Raw genomic sequence first — 16,667 nt, 5'->3', positions numbered from 1 at the left:
CACAGGTGCCCCGTTCGGGCGCGGGGCCGTGCGCGTTTTCACACGCTCGTCCCCGTGCCCTTCTGGGGTCGCTCCCCTCCATTTTTATCCTTGCAGGAAGGCGGTTCGAGCGCCGCTGCGAGGCTGCGCATTTGACGATCGGGTGTCCGACTCCGTCGGCCTTACGAATGCCAATCCCTCGTCCGCGATCCCCCGTCCCAGGGCTCGAATGGACCGGGGCACGTTAGGTTCATCACCTCCCCTGTGGTGATCGACCGGGCGCAACCTGGGAGAGGAGGCTCGATTGTCGCCGGACGAAAGCAAACGCTCAAGCGAGCGGGAGGCGGAACGCTTTCTCGACTCGGTGAACCGCTCCGGGTTCTGGCGGTCCGTCGATCTCCGCCTCTGTGCGATCCGCAGCGGCGATCAATGGATCAATCTTGCCACCCGCGGTTTCCTCGACCACCGTGCCGGTCCATCGGTTCCCGAGTACTCGCCGGTCAATCGGCCGGATTTCCGCGCGCGGCAGGTTGTGCTTCCGATCCGCGAACTGGCCGACGTGGTGCGTGGGATCGCGAGTGGAGAGGCGGAGCTGGGCGACTGGACCGTGAGGTACACCGGCGCATCCGACCGGCCCGTGACGGACATGAGATACGGCTTCGGCGAACTGGGCGCCCCGTACCACAGTGCCGCGTACGATGAATGGAGTTGTCACGCCCTCGTCCACCATGGAGCCTCGATGTGGGAAGTGGTAATGGACGCGGGGCATGCCCCCGGGGAACTGGACGGTACGATCCGTGGTGGGCCGAATCCCTATGGCAGCTTCTCGGACCTCATCCGAAGATTCTGTGGGCGCCCCGGAAGGTTGGATGTCCGTGGCCATTCAACCACGGTCGAGTTGATCGCTCCCGTAGCCGTGCGCTTTGACCGCGAGAGCGCCATCTCCGCGCCCGACCGTGTCACGCTCGTCCTACGGGCTGCCGCGGACATCTTCGTCGCGAAGGCGGAGCTTGGTTGGACGGTGGGGGCCGCCGGACAGCCGAGTCGTCATGGATCGATCGAACTTCGCGATTGCCGATGGGTGCCTGACGGGGAATCCATCCACGCGGAGGTGGATGTCCGGATCCGAAGGGGTGATTCCTTCATGACTTCGGTCGTCGTTCACGGCGAACGGTGCGCGGACTTCATGTCCTTGCCCTTGGCGGAAGCGGGCGGAAACATCCGTATCAAGGCCCACAGCGCCGTCGACCCTGGCCTTGAACGCTTCCGCGAACAGCTTGATCCGGCCAGACCGGACAAGTCGAAGGGGTTCGAACACGCAGTTGGGTTGCTGTTCCTCTTCCTCGGCTTCCACGTGGATCCCGTTGGAGCCCAGATCGGGCTGAGAGATCCTGTCGATCACCTCGCGCACGCCCCGGGGACTTCGGTCACCCTTGTGATCGAGTGCACGGCCGGATCGATCGACGCGGGCGGCAAGGTGGGCAGGCTGGTCGCCCGTTCGCGACGATTGGCCAAGGCGCTTTCCGACAGCGAAGTGATCGCGGTGCTCGCGACGGCGACACCGCGAGACGACCTGTCGGAGGCCGAGGTGGACAAGGCCGCGCGCGACGGGGTTGTGGTCCTGACCCAGGAGGGTCTTGGTGAACTGTGGGCTGCGGCGCAGGCCGGTGAGACCAGCGGCCAAGTCGTTCGCCGGTTGCGACAATTGCTCGTGGGCGCGGCATCACGGGCCAAAGCATGACGGTTCGGCGACGGATTTACGGTTGACCGCCAAATGGCCCGACCCCTTCCCGCATGGGACTGCTGGACCGGGAGCGACCCGAGGCGAGGGGTGGGATGGCCGTGCACATCCCGACCGCCGCCGTGGCGTGTGAGGTATGCCGAACACGTGGGTCGCTCCCGGCAACGGGCGCAAGCGCCCGCGCGTCACCGCCGCCCCTGCGGCTGCGGCACAAAGGCAACGACGCCAGCCACTTGCGGCATCGTCGTCGTGTCACGTACGAGCCCGTTTGCCGTGCACAACGACCCCGATGTCAATGTGCATTTCCGGATCGGCAACGGGCCACGTCCACGGCCGGTCAAATCCCGGCTCCGGCGAGGCGGCTCGAACGCCATACCGAATGGCCGTCGATCGTTCCTCCGGGGAGGCCCGATCGGAGCAGTTCCTTCATCTCGGCGATCCGCTGGAGGCAGGCTTGGAAGCCGCCCATCGCCTCGACCGCCGCGTCGTCCATGCCGAGGATGGCATTCTCGATGCGCGTGATCTCGCGCCGGGCCGCAACGGCGGTTCCGGGCGAGTGGACGGGACGCGCGTCCGCGTCCGCATTGGTCCAGTTCCCGAGGATCGTCCGCGCCCGCTCAAGCGGCCTCCGGGCGCACGCGACCCCGGCGACCTCGACCGACAGGCCCAGTTCCCTCAGCGCCTCCCAGAGCTTCAGGTGCCGGTCCCGCCACGAACGGAGCGCGGTCGAGGTGTCCCAGCCGGGATCGGCGTGGACGAACACGGCGCGGCGAGTGTCCAGCGCAACGGGCATCCCGCGCGGGAAGTAGCGCCGCGCGCCCCCTGCGGCACCCCGGTAGACCCGGACGGGCATGGCTGGGCGCCCGATGTCGAGCGCCTCGAACGCGGCGACCTTCTCGGATTCGGTCGGAAGCCAGGGCAGGTCCGGGTGCTCGATTACGTAGTCGAACGAGAGGAGGCGGCGCGTGGCCACCTCCGTCGCGGTGATCCTCCGTAGGCGGATACCTTCGGCCCCGAGCGCCCGGTAGATGCCGCGCGCGCAGATCCGGCAGACCTTCAGGTCCCCGACCGTCTCCTCGGCGACGAGCCTTCTCCGTACGAGGAACTGCACGAACCGGAGCGTCTTGAAGCGGTCCATGCCCAACCAGTCCGACAACTGGGAGCGGGTGAACACACCGCCGTGCAGGCTCGCCACCGCGATCCACTCGGCGCGGCGTCCTGTCAGGCCGAATGGCTCCAGCGCCTTCTCGCGCCCCTTCAGATGGTCGATCAACGCGACGGCCGTTGGTCGGGGGTTTCGCGGTTCATGAGGGTCCGGCATCCCGCAGCAGGACGAACTCCGTGGGGTGGTTGTCAGTGCCGGTGAAGGGGTCACCGTCGGTAGGAATCGGGAGAGCGCCTCTTTATCGCCGTGAAAGGACCGACCGGTGAACCCGTGTCAGCGGCCCGCACCCGTCCCGGTGTCGGCGGATTCCCCCGTCCGGTGCCGAACGTAGCTCTCCAGCACGCGGTTCATTCGCGTCTGGTAGCCCTTCCCCGGTGCCTTGAAGTAGGCCAGCACGGAGCGCTTCACGCGCATGGTGATCTGGTCGGTCAGGTCCGGCTCGACGAGTTCCGCCCGCTCCCAGAACCCCTCGTCCAGTTCCGGGATGTCGCTGAAGTCGATCCCCTCGTCCTTCACCCCCGCGATCTGCTCGGGCGTGAGGGGCCTATCGTAGCGTCCGCTCATGGTAGACTCTCCTTTCCTTCCGCGACGCCGGGCGGGCGGAGATCAGACGGATGCGCCCGCGGCGCTCGGTGTGGGCCACCACGATCAGCGCTCCGGGCTCGACCCGGCCTATGCTGATGCGGCGCTCCTCGCCGTAGTCCCGGCGACGGTCGGGCGACGTTGCGACGGTCCCCTCGAAGATGCGCTTCGCGGTGTCGAACCCGATGCCGTGCTTGCGGATGTTCGTCTGGTTCTTGGCCTCGTCCCACTCGAATTCCATCGACCGATTATACATATGGATTGTAGTTACAGCAACGCGCCCCACTGCGACCCGGTGTAGGGCTGTCGCGAGGCCTGCAAATGACGGCCGGACGTGGATGTTGGTGGCAAGTCCTGCGTGTCCGGCTCGTTTTGGGGGTGTCCGGACAAGAAATCGCCGTTCGGCGCGGACAATGGCCTGTATGTTGCAAACCGCTGGCGCGCCTGCGGTTGCGACACTGCCAGCGGAGCGCCGGTGCCGATCCGCGTTCGTTGGACGTGGCTGGGAGCGACCCCCATTTCGGCATGCCTCAATCGGCACCGGGGAGGATGGAGCCGGACAGCCCCATCCTCTCCGTCGCTGCGGGGTCGCTCCCAGCCAGCAGTCCGTACCGGAAGGGTGCCGAGCGCCGCTTCGAGGAGACGGCGGACCTGTTGGCCGACCGCTTGGCCGTCGTGCTGTTCGACGTCTCCCGCGCAAGAAACGGGACGCACGCGTCCCAGGGCGTCCCGTGGCCTTTCTGCCAAGGATCGCTGATCCAACTGCAAGGCGGGCGAAGACATTCGGAAGCGGCTGCGCGCACCGTCCGGGGGTCGATCCCGTGCACCGCCACCCCCGTTGTCTGATGGTGCATCGCCGCACGGCACCGGCAACAGGCCCGGGGACTTCCCTCCGAACCCAACTAGCGGAAAACTCCCGGCGGCGCGAGCTTTCATTCGCGCAGATCGTGCGGTCCATCACCGAGAGGAATCGAATGATGGCACGCACGAAACGAAGTCGGCGCTCGTACGGCGCCGGCGAATGGGGCCGGAACCGGGTCCGGATCTTCCCGGACCCGAAGACCGGCAACTTCCAGATTGAGTGGCGCGAGAACGGACGAAGGCGGAGCCGGTCGCTCGGACACCGCGATTGGCCGAGGGCGAAGAAGCAGGCGGACGAATTCGCCGCGGGCTTCGTCGGCCCGGACCTGAACGGCAAGCAGGAAGCCGAGCCCGAGCCGCTCAAGCTGGGCGAGCTTTTTGACATCTACGGCGAGGAGGTGACGCCCACCAAGGGCTGGAAGGCTCGGGGGTACGACCGGACCGCCATGCGCATGTTCCTCCGGTTCTTCGGACGGAACCGCGACCCGGCCACCCTGTCACAGAGGGACTGGGACCGCTTCATTCGGGAACGGCGGGCGGGCAGGATCGGACCGAGCGGCAGGCCGGTGAGCGACCGCATGGTCGAATACGACCTGAAGTTCCTGATCGCGGTTCTGAATTGGGCCGCGAGGTCGAGGGACGACCGGGGCCGCCTGCTCTTGGACAGGAACCCGCTCAAGGGCCTCAGGAAGCCCACGGAGAAGAACCCCACCCGGGTGGTGCTAACGGAGGAGGAATACCGGGCGCTGCTGGAAGTCTCCGGGCGGGTGGACTGGCGGTTCCGCGTTGCGCTCGTGCTCGCGCACGAAACCGGCCACCGGATCGGCGCAATCCGCCAGCTTCGGTGGTCCGACATCTCCTTCGAGGGAGGGACCATCCTCTGGCGGGCCGAGCACGACAAGTCGGGGCACGAGCACGTCACGCCCGTTACCACCGAGGCGCTCGAAGCTTTGGAAGGAGCGCGAAGGAGCAACCCAGGACTTGGGGACGCTCCGGTGCTGCCCGCGCCCAAGAGTCCATCGAAGTGCATGGGGTCGGCGCTCGGGCAGGGGTGGTGGGTCAGGGCCGAGAAGCTGGCGGGGCTGGAGCCCAAGCCGGGAAGGGGCTGGCACTCGCTTCGACGGAAGTTTGCCAGCGACCTGATGGACCAGCCGCTCAAGGTGCTGTGTGAGCTGGGAGGATGGAAGACCGCCAAGACGGTGCTTCAGTGCTATCAGAAGGCCGACGAAGGACAGCTTCGGAAGGCGCTGGAAGCCCGCAGAAGGTCTCGCGGCTAGATCCACAATCGGCGGGAGTCAAACGGCTGGAATTCATCCTGCCAATCTCGTAAGTTCAACATCCATAGGAAGATGCAAATTCACTCCCGTCCGCCGGACGGGCGGCACGTCGCGGCGGGGATGATCGGGGCGCGCACGTTGACGATCATCGATACGGCGATCGACGAGGCGATCTGGTCGCTCCACTTCAGCGGACGCACGACGGGGGGCTACGCGGACGGCGGCGTGCGCCCGATGGCGTTCGAGACGCATCCCGACGGATCGACCTGGCGGCTGTTCATCCAGATCTCGAACTACCACGGCGTGTACGTGGTCGACTTCGAGCAGCGGAGGGTCGTGCAAAAGCTGGACATGCCGAGCCTTCCGATCTCGCGGGTGACGAACGACGCGCTGCAGGGGTCGCCGGGGCACGGCCTCGCGGTATCGCCGGATGGGCGGCAGCTCTGGTCCACGAGCAAGCCCAACGGGCATGTCTACGCGTGGTCGCTGCCGGATCTCGGGTATCTGGGCGGGGTCGAGGTGGGCCACATACCCGACTGGCTCACGATGACCCCGGACAGCCGTTACCTCTACGTGGCGAACGCGGGTTCGAACGATGTCTCCGTCGTCGACACCAAGGAGATGAAGGAGATCGCCCGCATCCCGGTGGGGCAGACCCCTAAGCGCAACAAGACCGTGGTGTTCCCGTGACTCCCGTCCGCCGAGTCCGACGAGCGGCGCGCCCTGCGGGCCCACGCTGCCTCGCCCGGCCGTCGGTCCTCGCGACCGCATTCGCGCTCATGGCGTCAGGTTCGGCGCCCAGCGGCGTCATGGGTCAGGAACCCCTGAGCTTCGAGCGCTACCGCGAGACGATCGAACCCATCTTCCTCGTGGACCGCGGCGGGTGGGGGCCGGGGCGGGCGCCCTGCGTCACCTGTCATGCCGAGCAGGGCACGCCGCTGCGGCTTCAGCGGCTTCGCGAGACGGCCGACGGCGAGGTGTATTGGTCGGAGGAGGACTCCCGCCGGAACTTCGAGGTCGTGTCCCGCCTCGTCACGCCGGGCGACCCGGATGGCAGCCGCTTCCTGAGAAAAGCGCTAACTGTGTCGGCCGGCGGCGCCCCGCTCCACGTGGGCGGGAAGTTCTTCGAGTCGAAATCGGACTCGGAATGGCGGGCCATGGCCGACTGGGTCGCGGCCGCCGATCCGGTGGAGCGCCCCGCCCCGCCGCGGCTCGACTTCGACTTCTTCCGCGACTGCGTCCAAAAGATGTACCTCGACAAGCGCCCGGGCGACGTGGAGTGCATCCACTGCCATGAGACCGGGGCGCGCGGCTTCGCCCGGCATATCCCCGAGGGCCGCGACTTCTGGAACCAGGAGGAGTCGCGCGGCAACTTCGCGATCACGCGCCGCTACGTGGAACCCGGCGAGCCGATGATGAGCCGGCTGCTCACGCATCCCCTCCATCCTGCGGCGGGCGGCGACTACTTCCACGGAGGCCCCCGTCGCTGGGACTCGACGGACGACCCCGAGTGGCAGATGCTCGCTGCCTGGGTCCGCGGCGAAACCCCGGAGTGCGTGGTCGGAGCGGAGGCTGACACCGGCGGTCGATGACGAAATCGCTCGACATCGCCGTCATCGGGGGCGGCATCGTCGGGCTCGCCACGGCCGACGCGATCCGGCGGGCCCGACCGGACCTCTCGCTCACGGTGCTCGAGAAGGAGCCGGAGGTCGCGGCGCATCAGACGGGCCGCAACAGCGGCGTCATCCACGCCGGGCTGTACTACGCGCCGGGGTCGCTCAAGGCGCGGCTGTGCACCGAGGGCGCCGAGCGGCTGTTTCGCTACTGCGCCGAGCGAGGCATTCCGACCACGCGCACCGGCAAGATCGTCGTTGCCATCTCGCGCGACCAACTCACGGCCCTCGCCGAACTCGAACGGCGCGGGACCGCGAACGGCGTGGCCATGCAGCGGATCGGCCCCGGCGGAATCGTGGAGATCGAACCGCACGCGCGCGGCGTAGAGGCGCTCCACGTACCCGCCACCGGGGCGGTCGACTTCGGTGACGTGGCGCGAGCCCTCGCGGCGGATCTTTCCCGCGCCGGCCACCGGATCGGCACCGGCTTCGAGGTGCGGGAAGCCCGCCGCTCCGGGCACCGCACCGTGCTCGCCGGCCCCCCGGGCGACATCGCGGCCCGCGTCGTCGTCAACTGCGCCGGGCTGCACGTCGACCGCGTGATGCGGCTCCTCGGGCACGAACCCGATCTCAAGGTCCTTCCCTTCCGGGGCGAGTACTGGGGCCTCTCCGAGACCGCCGCCGGGCTCGTGCGGGGCCACATCTACCCGGTGCCGGATCCGCGACTCCCACATCTGGGCGTCCACTTCACCCGGAACGTGGACGGGCGCGTGGAACTCGGGCCGAACGCGGTCTGGGCCTGGGGTCGGGAAGCTTACGGCCGCCTATCGGGACGCCTTCCCGACGCCCTGGAAGCGTTGAGCTACCGCGGCTTCCGTCGACTGGCGCAGGCCCACTGGCGGACCGCCGTCGAGGAGCAGTGGCGCTCGCTGGACCGGCGCTCCGTGGTACGCAAGGCCCGCGCCATGCTGCCCGCACTCGAAGTGCGCGACCTCGAGACATGGCGCTCCGGCATCCGCGCGCAGGCCGTGGACACGGATGGCGCCCTGGTGCACGACTTCGTGATTCGGGAAGCGCCCGGCGTGGTGAACGTGCTCAACGCCCCCTCCCCCGCGGCCACGGCCTGCCTGGCCATCGGACACCACATCGCGGAGCGCGCCCTCCAGCAACTCTGACCAGGGTCAGGTCGCGTAGTCGTGGCCCTCGGCGTCGAGCATTTCCTTCATGCCCTCGAGATAGCCGGCCTCTCCGGCCGACTCGACGGACATGTCGGCGTTGTGTTGCGCCGCCTCGACCGGGATCGGGCGGATCTGCCGGCCCGTCTGGAGCGCGAGCATCTCGTTCATGCAGGCGCGCTCGAGCTGGTAGAGCCACAACATCGTCTTCTCGATCGTGTCGCCGACCATCAGTACCCCGTGGTTCGCGAGGAAGAGCACCCGCTTGTCGCCCAGGGCCTCGACCATGCGCTCACCCTCGTCCGCCTCCGTGACGATCCCCTCGTACCCGAAGTACGCGCAGTTCCCGTAGAACACCGCCGCGTTCTGGCTTCCGCGCTCATCCAGCCTCCAGCCGTCGATGGAGGCTAGCGCCGTGCTGTACGGGGCGTGGATGTGCAGCGCGCACATGATGTCGGGCCGGGCGCGCTGGATAGGTGCGTGAATCGCCCACGCGCTCACGTTCAGCCGCCCGTCGCCGCCCACGGGGCGGCCGTCCGGGCCCACCTCGACCAGGTTGCTGGCGGTGACGCGCGAGAAGTGCGTCTGCCCGGGCGTGATGAGCAGGTGCCCCGGCCTTCCCGGCACCTTGCAGCTGAAGTGGTTCCAGGTGCCCTCGTGCATGTCCTCGTGCACGATGATCCGGTGCACGGCCGCGAAGTCGATGCGCGCCTGCCGGATCGCGGCTTCGTCGATGCCTTTCTCCGCCGGGGACGGAATGGGAGCGAATGCGGTCTCGACCGTGCTCATCGCGTGCCTCCTGAAGAACGGACCCTGGGGACCTCGACCAACTTCTCAAGCTCCACTTGCCGGATCAAGCGGGGCGACGCCCTCCCCGTTCCCCGGTCCCGGTCCAGCGATTACCATCCCGCGCTCACGAATTCTCCTGACAGGTGCGGGTGACAGCGCAGACCATGCCGGATTCCATCGCCGAGACCGAACCGCTCGACGCGATCATCGTCGGGGCCGGCCCCTGCGGGCTCGCCGTGGCCGTCGCCGTGAAGGAGCGCGGCCTGAGGTACGCGATCCTCGACCGCGGGTGCATCACCGAGTCGCTGACCCGTTATCCCTCCTACATGACGTTCTTCTCCACGGCGGAACGGCTGGAAATCGGGGACGTTCCGTTCACGATCCCCGAGCCGAAACCCACGCGGCGCGACGCCCTCGCCTATTACCGGCACGTCGTCGCCCACCACGGCATTGGGGTGCGCCAGTACGAGGAGGTGACGGGCATCGAACCGGTGGCGCGCGCCTTCGCCGTCCACACCCGCACCCGTGACGGCCGGGAGGACTGCCTCGCCTCCCGGACCGTGGTCGTCGCCACGGGGGGCTTCGGGGAACCGAATCGGCTCGGGTTCGAGGGCGAGGACCGGTACCGCCGGGTCATCCACTACTACAGGGAACCCTTCCCCTTCTTCGACCAGGACGTGCTCGTCGTGGGAGGCGGAAACTCGGCGGTAGAAGCGGCGCTGGAGTTGTACCGCAACGGCGTGCGCGTCCGCATGGTGCACTTCGCGGACACGCTCGATCCTGGCGTCAAGCCCTGGGTTCGACCCGACATCGAGAACCGGATCGCGAGCGGCGAGATCCCCATGCACTGGGAATCCCGCGTCGCCTGCCTCGGCACGGGGACGGCCACGATCGTCGAGGAGTCCACCGGGGCGGAGACCGGGGTATCGAACGACTGGGTGCTCGCGATGACGGGCTGGCGGCCGGACGCCGCGCTGCTCACGGGCCTGGGCGTCGAGACGGATCCGGACAGCGGGATCCCCGCGCACGACCCGGAGACCATGGAGACGACGGTGCCGCGCGTCTACATCGCGGGCGTGATCGCCGCCGGCTTCAACGCCAACAAGATCTTCATCGAAAACGGCCGCGAGCACGGCGCCATCATCGCCGCCCACCTGGCCGCCCGTCTCGGAGAGTCAGGCCGCTGATCGGTTCTCGGGCGGTCAGTTTTCCGGCTTCAGGACGCTGATGATCGGTGCCGCGGGGAGCGCGTCGATGTCGACCCGCGTGCCGTCCTTGATTACCGCGTGGATCGACCGGTAGTTGCCGGCCCCCTCCAGTGGATTCGCATCGAGGATGACGAGGTCCGCGATCATCCCTGGCTGCAGCGAACCGATCTCGTCGTCCAGTTCGTAGGCGCGGGCGATGTGGCTCGTGGCGGAGCGCAGGATCTCCATCGGCGCCATCCCCAGCTCCTCCAGCGCGGCCAGTGCGTTGAAATGTCCTTCGCCCAGCTTCGTGCGTTGATCCACCGTGTCCGAAGCGATCGTCGGCGACTCGGCGAGCAGCACCGGATGCTTGATGCCCGCGTCCGTCGAGAGGAGCATCGAGACGCCCGCCTCGATCATCCGCGCCTGGTTCTCGCGGCCAACGGTCATGTAGGGCGTAAGCGTCCCCTCCGGGTTGTGCTCGTGCAGCGCTTCCAGCCGCCGTTTCGTGATCGGAAGCACCGAGACGGCGATGTCCCGCTCGACGAGTTTCCGGATCGTCTCCATCGGGATCGGCACGACGGGGCCGGAGATGTCGCCGTGCGTGATGATGTCGACACCGGCCTCGATCGCCATGTCGAGGCTCTCGACCGACGTGGTGTGCGTCTGGACCGTCATGCCCGCCCGGTGTCCTTCCTCCACGATCACGCGCTGCACGCGCTCGGAGAAGGAGATGAAGTACATCTCCACGTGGCTGCTCGACCCGTACTTGAGGAAGTCGACGCCCGTTCCCGTGTACTCGCGGATCGCGGCACGCACGGAATCCGGCGTCAACCACATGAGGTCGCGGCCGGTTCCGCGCTCCCATGCCTCGTTCGTCCGGTTCACGAAGGTCTGGCTGACGTGGGTCGCCGCCGCGCCGCGGAAGTCCCGCGATAGCGGCCCGTCGAAACCGATAATGTTGCCGGCGAAGTAGATCCGGCTGCCCGGCGCCTCGCCCGCGTTGATCATGTCGCGCGCCTTCGCCAGCGGATCCAGCGGCCCCCACGTGTCGAAGACCGTCGTCTGTCCGGTCTTGAGCGTGAGTTGCGCCGCCTCGAGCACGATCTCGTGGTAGCGGCCCTCGTACTTGATGAGGGTCTCGAGATCGAGATTCAGGTAGAGATGGAGGTTCGCGTCCATCAACCCGGGAATGACGTACTTGCCGCGCCCATCGATGACCGGCATTCCCACGGGAACGTCCACGGCCCCGGCCGGGCCCACCGCCGCGATCCGCCCGTCCACCATCACCACGACCCCGTTTCCCAGCGGTGCGTCGGCCAGAGGATCGATGACGGTCGCTCCCGTGACGGCCAGTGACTGACCCTCGGCGGTGGAGGGATCTGCGCCCTCCGCGAGCGCGAGCGCCAACGCCGCCAGCGTCACGAGTCTCATGAGCTTCCGGATCATGTGTCCCTCCCCTGCCTGCCGAGGGCTGTGGTAACGTGGTCTCAAGACTATACGGATATGATGGGGTGATGCCGAATACCGATGGAGGTCAGGAGATGAAGAAGATCACGATCCTCGCGGCCGTCACGCTCTCTCTCGCCGGGATGGTCCGGTTCTCGGTGACCGCGCTGGAGGCGCAGGCGCGGGACTACAGGCCGGAGCATCCATTCGGGACGCTTCGGGAGCAGGCGCGGACGCAGCAGGCGTGGCTGGCGGAGCGGCTCGAGACGAACCTGCCCCTGCTGATGCGGAAGCACGGCGTGGACATGTGGGTCATCGCCATGCGGGAATACAACGAGGATCCCGTCTTCCCCGCCCTCGTCTCGCCCACCACGTTCGCGGCCCGTCGGCGGACCATCTACATCTTCCACGACCGCGGGCCGGAACACGGCGTGGAACGCCTCGCGCTCGGGGGAAGCTCACAGGGAGGCGTCTACGAGGCCGTGCGCGCCACGGCCACGGCGCCGGACGGGAGGCAGGCGGAACTCTGGGGCTCCGACCAATGGGACCTCTTCGCCGACATGGTGCGGGAGCGCGACCCGGGGCGTATCGCCGTCAACATCTCCCACGACCACAATTTCGCCGACGGGCTTTCGGCCGGTGAGTGGGAGCAGATGGAGGCGGCGCTCGGCGCCGATCTCGCGAGCCGCGTGGTCCGCGAACCGCTGCTGGCGATCGAATACCTCGCGATGCGGGTGCCCGCCATGACGCCCGTCTACCGCCGGGTGCAGGCGGTCGTACACGAGATCATCGGCACCGCCTTCTCGGAGGTCGTCATCGTCCCCGGCCGGACCACGACCGCCGATGTCGTCTGGTGGATGCGTCAGCGCGTGCACGATCTGGGCCTCGACTCGTGGTTCCAGCCCTCGGTCTCGGTGCAGCGGCGCGGCGCGGACATGAGCGGCGTGACGGCGCCGGTGATCGAGCGGGGCGACGTCCTCCACTGCGACTTCGGGCTCGTCGCGTTCGGACTCGCGACGGACACGCAGCACATGGCCTACGTCCTGCGCGACGGAGAGACGGAAGCGCCGGCCGGGCTCAGGCAGGCGCTCGCGAACTCCAACCGCCTTCAGGACATCCTGCTCGAGGAGACGAAGGTCGGCCGTACCGGAAACGAGATCCTGGCTTCGGTGCTTGAGAAGATGAGGGCGGAGGGACTCAACGGGACGATGTACACGCACCCGATCGGTGACCACGGCCACGGCGCCGGTCCGCTCATCGGCCTGTGGGACTACCAGACGGGCGTGCCCGGCCGCGGAGATCCCCCGGTGATCCCGGGCATGTGGTTCTCGACCGAACTTCAGGTCACGACGCCGGTGCCCGAGTGGGACGGCCAGCCCGTGCGGATGGCGCAGGAGGAGGAAGCGGAGATCACGCTCGACGGCGAGATTCGCTGGATGCTCCGCCGGCAGACCGAACTGCACCTGATCCGGTAGCGACTGGCTACTCCCCCGCCGTACCGACCACGGCCTCCGCTGTGAGGCGGGAGACCTCGGCGTCGGAGAGTTCGAGGATCCCGGTCAGGATCCGTCGCGTGTCGCGGCCGAGGGTGGGCGCGGGGTGCACGGGGACGTCCGGCGCGTCGGAGGTGAGGAGCGGGGTGCGGACGAACTGGAGTTCCCCGAGTCCGTCGTAGTCCACGTTGACCCGCACGCCGCGCGCCTCCAATTGCGGACACTCGAGCAGGTCGTCGGAGGTCTGCACCGGCCCCGCGGGGACGCCCACCTCCTGGAGCCGCCGCACCGCCTCATCGCGGGTCAGTTGGGCGAACACCGGTCGGACGACCTCGTCGAGGAGCGCGCGGTTTTCGGTTCGCGCCTCGGGGGAATCCAGGCGCGGATCCTCCAGCAGGTCGGGGCGTTCCAGCATGCGGCAGAGGCGGCGCCACATGATGTCGTCCGGGATCGTGAAGGCGACGTATCCGTCGCTCACCGGCATCGGTCCGCGCGGATAGAAACCGGGCGGATCGCCCCGCCTCGGACGCGCCCCCGTGTTGGCGGCGAGCGAAACCATGCGCTCGTTCAGCGACAGCACGCCGTCGTACATGGCGGAGTCGATGAACTGACCCTTCCCGGTCATTGTGCGCCGGTAGAGCGCCATCGAGACGCCGTGCGCCGCGGCCATCCCCGCGTAGAGGTCCGGCATTCCGTAGATCGACGGTGAGGGCGGCTTGTCGGCGAAGCCGATCATGTGCATGACGCCCCCCATCGCCTCCGCCACGACGTCGAACGAGGGCCAGTCGCCGTACGGGCCCTCACGCCCGGGCAGTCGCCCGAACCCGGACACGGCGGCGTACACGAGTCCCGGGTTCAGCTCGGCCAGCGCCTCATAGCCGAGACCCATCCGGTCGACGGACCCCGGCCGCAGGTTCTCCACCACGACATCGGACTTCGTCACGAGGGAGCGGTAGAGGTCGCGCCCCTCGTCGCTCTTGAGGTTGAGCGCGAGGGATTTCTTGTTCCGGTTGTAGGCCATGAACCCGACGCCCATGCGGACGCCGTTCCTCTCCACGAAGGGAGGGATGGACCGGCGCGGATCCCCGAGGCCCGGGCGCTCGATCTTGATGACTTCGGCCCCCGCATCCGCGAGCAGCAGCGAGCAGTAGGGGGCGGACATGTACTGTTCGAGCGCGATCACGCGCACGCCCGCCAGCGGCCGACCGGAGTCGGTCATGGGTGGATCTCCCGGGTTCGAGGGATCGGGTGAAGGCCGAGGGGGACGTCAGCTCGTCGTCGGCATCGTCCGGTACTTGTCGAACCAGGCCACGATGTTCGCGATCTTGGCCATGAGCTGGCTCGGGCGGCGGCTCATGTCGTGCGAGGCGCCCGGCAGCCGGATCACGGCCGTGTCGATCCCGCGCAGCTTGAGCGCGTGGAACATCTGGTACGATTCCGACAGCGGCGTCCGCAGATCTTCCTCCCCCGTGATGATCATCGTCGGCGTGTTCACGTTCCCCACGAGCGAGATGGGAGAGAACTCCCAGTACGCGTCCGGGTTCTCCCACGGCAGCCCCTCGTAGCGGCTGTGGTAGTATCCGTACCAGTTGTCCGCCGTGAGCGTCTTGCTGATCCAGTTGACGACGGGCTTCTGGGCGACGGCGGCCCGGAAGCGGTCCGTCTTGCCGACGATCCAGGCCGTCATGATGCCACCCGCGCTCCCTCCGGTGACGAAGAGGTTGTCCTCGTCGATGTACCCCCGGTCGATCACGGCATCGACCCCGGACATGAGATCGTCGTAGTCCTGCCCCGGATAGTTGTGATAGAGGAGATCCGCGAACTCCTCTCCGTAGCTCGTGCTCCCGCGCGGGTTCGCGTAGAGCACGACGTATCCCGCGGCCGCGAGCAGCTGCATCTCCGCCGAGAAGCGGTCCCCATAGTTCGATACGGGTCCGCCGTGGATTTCGAGGATGAGGGGATAGCGCCGGTCAGGATCGAAATCGGGCGGCTTCACGATCCACCCCTGGACCGGACGACCGTCGAAGGACGAGTCCCACCAGATCTCCTCGACCTCGCCCAGCTGACGGTTCGCGAGCAGATCCTCGTTCAGCGACGTGACGCGATGCACGCCGCGGCCCCTCGCGCCCACGGCGACCTCTCCCGGAGCCTCCGGACGGGTCTGGTTGAGCGCGAAGCTCCCATCGTCGGCGACACTGAACGAACCGCCGCCATAGGGACGCCCGTAGGACGTGCCCCCCAGATCCTCCGCCAGCACTTCGAGATCGCCGGCGAGCGTGGCGAAGCCGACCTTCGAGTTCCCCTCGTCGTCGTACTGGAAGTAGACGCCGCTCCCGTCGGAAGCCCATACGGGGTTCGACACGCTGCGGTCCAGACCGCCCGTGAGGACCCGCTGTCCGCTCCCGTCCAGGTTCATCACCTGGAGCCGGCTCACCTGGTAGGTGCGCGTGCGATCCTCGTAGCCCACGAACGCGATATGCCGCCCGTCGGGCGAGACCGCCGGACTCCGGTCGGGTCCGGGGCGGTCGGTGAGCGCCCGCACTTCACCGGTGGCGACGGAAACGATGTAGAGTTCGGAATTGCGGTAGTCGTGGATCCAGTCCTCGTTCCGGTTCGACGAGAACACGAGGCTCGCGCCGTCCGGTGTCCAGGCGGCGGCGCCCTGGTGCTGGAAGTCGCCCGACGTCACCTGCGTGGGCGTCCCACCCTCGACCGGAACGATGAAGAGGTGATCGAAGCCGAAATCCAGGTATCCGACGCCGTCCTGCCGGTTCTTGAAGCGGTCCTCCATGATGGGAGGATCGGCCCACTCCGCCCCGGCGGGCGGTTTCGGCGGAGGCGCGAGGCTCGGCGCCGGGTAGGGAACGAGCTTGTTGAACGCGAGGTAGCGCCCGTCCGGCGACCAGCGGAGCCCGCGGGGCGATTCGATGAGCTGCGTGAGCGTGGCTTCCTCGCCCGTGTCCATCCAGCGCACGTGGATCTGGCCGTCCTCCGTGTACGCGATGCGGGTTCCGTCGGGCGACCACCGCGGGGAACCGCCCGTCCCGATCCGCCGGTGATCCGACCCGTCCGTGTTCATGATCCACAGCTCCGACTTCTTCGCGTCCCGCATGATGTCCATCGACGTGCGGACGTAGATGACCTGACTGCCGTCGGGCGAAATCCGCGGGTCCGCGGCGTATTCGATCTCGAACACGTCCATCGGCTGGAAGCGGTCCTGCGCGGCCAGCGGATCGGCGGCCAGCATGCCTGAAACGGCGAACAGGGCAAGGGCGAACTTCGTCATTCGGATCTTGTGAAGGCTCTTCTCGCTCATCTCACGCATCGTCGGCTCCCGGAATCGGACAGGGGACAGG

14 protein-coding genes are annotated in these 16,667 nt (G+C 67.9%); 7 read left to right on the top strand and 7 right to left on the bottom strand.

What is annotated here, in order from left to right; translation table 11 throughout:
• The first annotated feature begins 625 nt into the window (after nt 1-625).
• Nucleotides 626-1,720 carry a hypothetical protein gene (locus RN901_RS03260; protein WP_310755890.1) on the top strand — a complete coding sequence of 365 codons (1,095 nt, stop codon included), beginning with the start codon at nt 626-628 and terminating at the stop codon, nt 1,718-1,720.
• Nucleotides 1,721-2,057: 337 nt separating this feature from the next.
• Here the strand turns inward: RN901_RS03260 and RN901_RS03255 are convergent, their stop codons facing one another.
• From RN901_RS03255 to RN901_RS03245, 3 genes are all read right to left on the bottom strand, one after another.
• On the bottom strand, nt 2,058-2,993 hold the full coding sequence (locus tag RN901_RS03255; RefSeq protein ID WP_310755888.1) for a hypothetical protein: 936 nt from the start codon (nt 2,991-2,993) through the stop codon (nt 2,058-2,060).
• A gap of 165 nt (nt 2,994-3,158) precedes the next feature.
• Nucleotides 3,159-3,449 (bottom strand): BrnA antitoxin family protein, encoded by a 291-nt coding sequence (locus tag RN901_RS03250; RefSeq protein ID WP_310755886.1) that lies wholly within the window; start codon nt 3,447-3,449, stop codon nt 3,159-3,161.
• Nucleotides 3,430-3,708 (bottom strand): BrnT family toxin, encoded by a 279-nt coding sequence (locus RN901_RS03245; RefSeq protein WP_310755884.1) that lies wholly within the window; start codon nt 3,706-3,708, stop codon nt 3,430-3,432. Before RN901_RS03245 ends, RN901_RS03250 begins: the two co-directional genes overlap by 20 nt.
• A gap of 733 nt (nt 3,709-4,441) precedes the next feature.
• Here RN901_RS03245 and RN901_RS03240 point away from each other — a divergent pair.
• The 4 genes from RN901_RS03240 (at nt 4,442) to lhgO (ending at nt 8,393) form a co-directional block, all read left to right on the top strand.
• Complete coding sequence (locus RN901_RS03240) at nt 4,442-5,605, top strand: tyrosine-type recombinase/integrase (RefSeq protein ID WP_310755883.1); 1,164 nt, start codon at nt 4,442-4,444, stop codon at nt 5,603-5,605.
• Nucleotides 5,606-5,677: 72 nt separating this feature from the next.
• Nucleotides 5,678-6,295 (top strand): hypothetical protein, encoded by a 618-nt coding sequence (locus RN901_RS03235; protein ID WP_310755881.1) that lies wholly within the window; start codon nt 5,678-5,680, stop codon nt 6,293-6,295.
• 89 nt (nt 6,296-6,384) lie between these two features.
• A complete protein-coding gene (locus RN901_RS03230; RefSeq protein ID WP_310755879.1) occupies nt 6,385-7,197 on the top strand; it encodes a hypothetical protein in 813 nt (270 codons plus the stop codon).
• Nucleotides 7,194-8,393 (top strand): L-2-hydroxyglutarate oxidase, encoded by a 1,200-nt coding sequence (lhgO, locus tag RN901_RS03225; protein ID WP_310755877.1) that lies wholly within the window; start codon nt 7,194-7,196, stop codon nt 8,391-8,393. Before RN901_RS03230 ends, lhgO begins: the two co-directional genes overlap by 4 nt.
• A 6-nt stretch (nt 8,394-8,399) precedes the next feature.
• On the opposite strand, the gene RN901_RS03220 is transcribed toward lhgO, so the two are convergent.
• Nucleotides 8,400-9,182, bottom strand: a complete 783-nt coding sequence (locus RN901_RS03220; protein ID WP_310755875.1) for a class II aldolase/adducin family protein — start codon at nt 9,180-9,182, stop codon at nt 8,400-8,402.
• 164 nt (nt 9,183-9,346) lie between these two features.
• Here RN901_RS03220 and RN901_RS03215 point away from each other — a divergent pair, with 164 nt between their 5' ends.
• Complete coding sequence (locus RN901_RS03215) at nt 9,347-10,369, top strand: YpdA family putative bacillithiol disulfide reductase (RefSeq protein WP_310755873.1); 1,023 nt, start codon at nt 9,347-9,349, stop codon at nt 10,367-10,369.
• 15 nt (nt 10,370-10,384) lie between these two features.
• Here the strand turns inward: RN901_RS03215 and RN901_RS03210 are convergent, their stop codons facing one another.
• The gene (locus tag RN901_RS03210; protein ID WP_310755871.1) at nt 10,385-11,818 is read right to left on the bottom strand and encodes an amidohydrolase family protein; all 1,434 of its coding nucleotides are present in this window, start codon (nt 11,816-11,818) and stop codon (nt 10,385-10,387) included.
• A gap of 95 nt (nt 11,819-11,913) precedes the next feature.
• Between RN901_RS03210 and RN901_RS03205 the strand changes: the two genes are divergently transcribed.
• Nucleotides 11,914-13,293, top strand: a complete 1,380-nt coding sequence (locus RN901_RS03205; protein WP_310755869.1) for a M24 family metallopeptidase — start codon at nt 11,914-11,916, stop codon at nt 13,291-13,293.
• Nucleotides 13,294-13,300: 7 nt separating this feature from the next.
• On the opposite strand, the gene RN901_RS03200 is transcribed toward RN901_RS03205, so the two are convergent.
• The gene (locus RN901_RS03200; protein ID WP_310755866.1) at nt 13,301-14,530 is read right to left on the bottom strand and encodes a CaiB/BaiF CoA-transferase family protein; all 1,230 of its coding nucleotides are present in this window, start codon (nt 14,528-14,530) and stop codon (nt 13,301-13,303) included.
• Between the two features lie 48 nt (nt 14,531-14,578).
• Complete coding sequence (locus tag RN901_RS03195) at nt 14,579-16,636, bottom strand: S9 family peptidase (RefSeq protein WP_310755864.1); 2,058 nt, start codon at nt 16,634-16,636, stop codon at nt 14,579-14,581.
• Between the last annotated feature and the right edge of the window lie 31 nt (nt 16,637-16,667).

The sequence above is a fragment of the Candidatus Palauibacter soopunensis genome, assembly GCF_947581735.1.
GTDB classification, from domain to species: domain Bacteria; phylum Gemmatimonadota; class Gemmatimonadetes; order Palauibacterales; family Palauibacteraceae; genus Palauibacter; species Palauibacter soopunensis.
The sequence above is the reverse complement of the archived record's forward strand: the minus strand, read 5'-3'. Positions and strand labels throughout refer to the sequence as shown.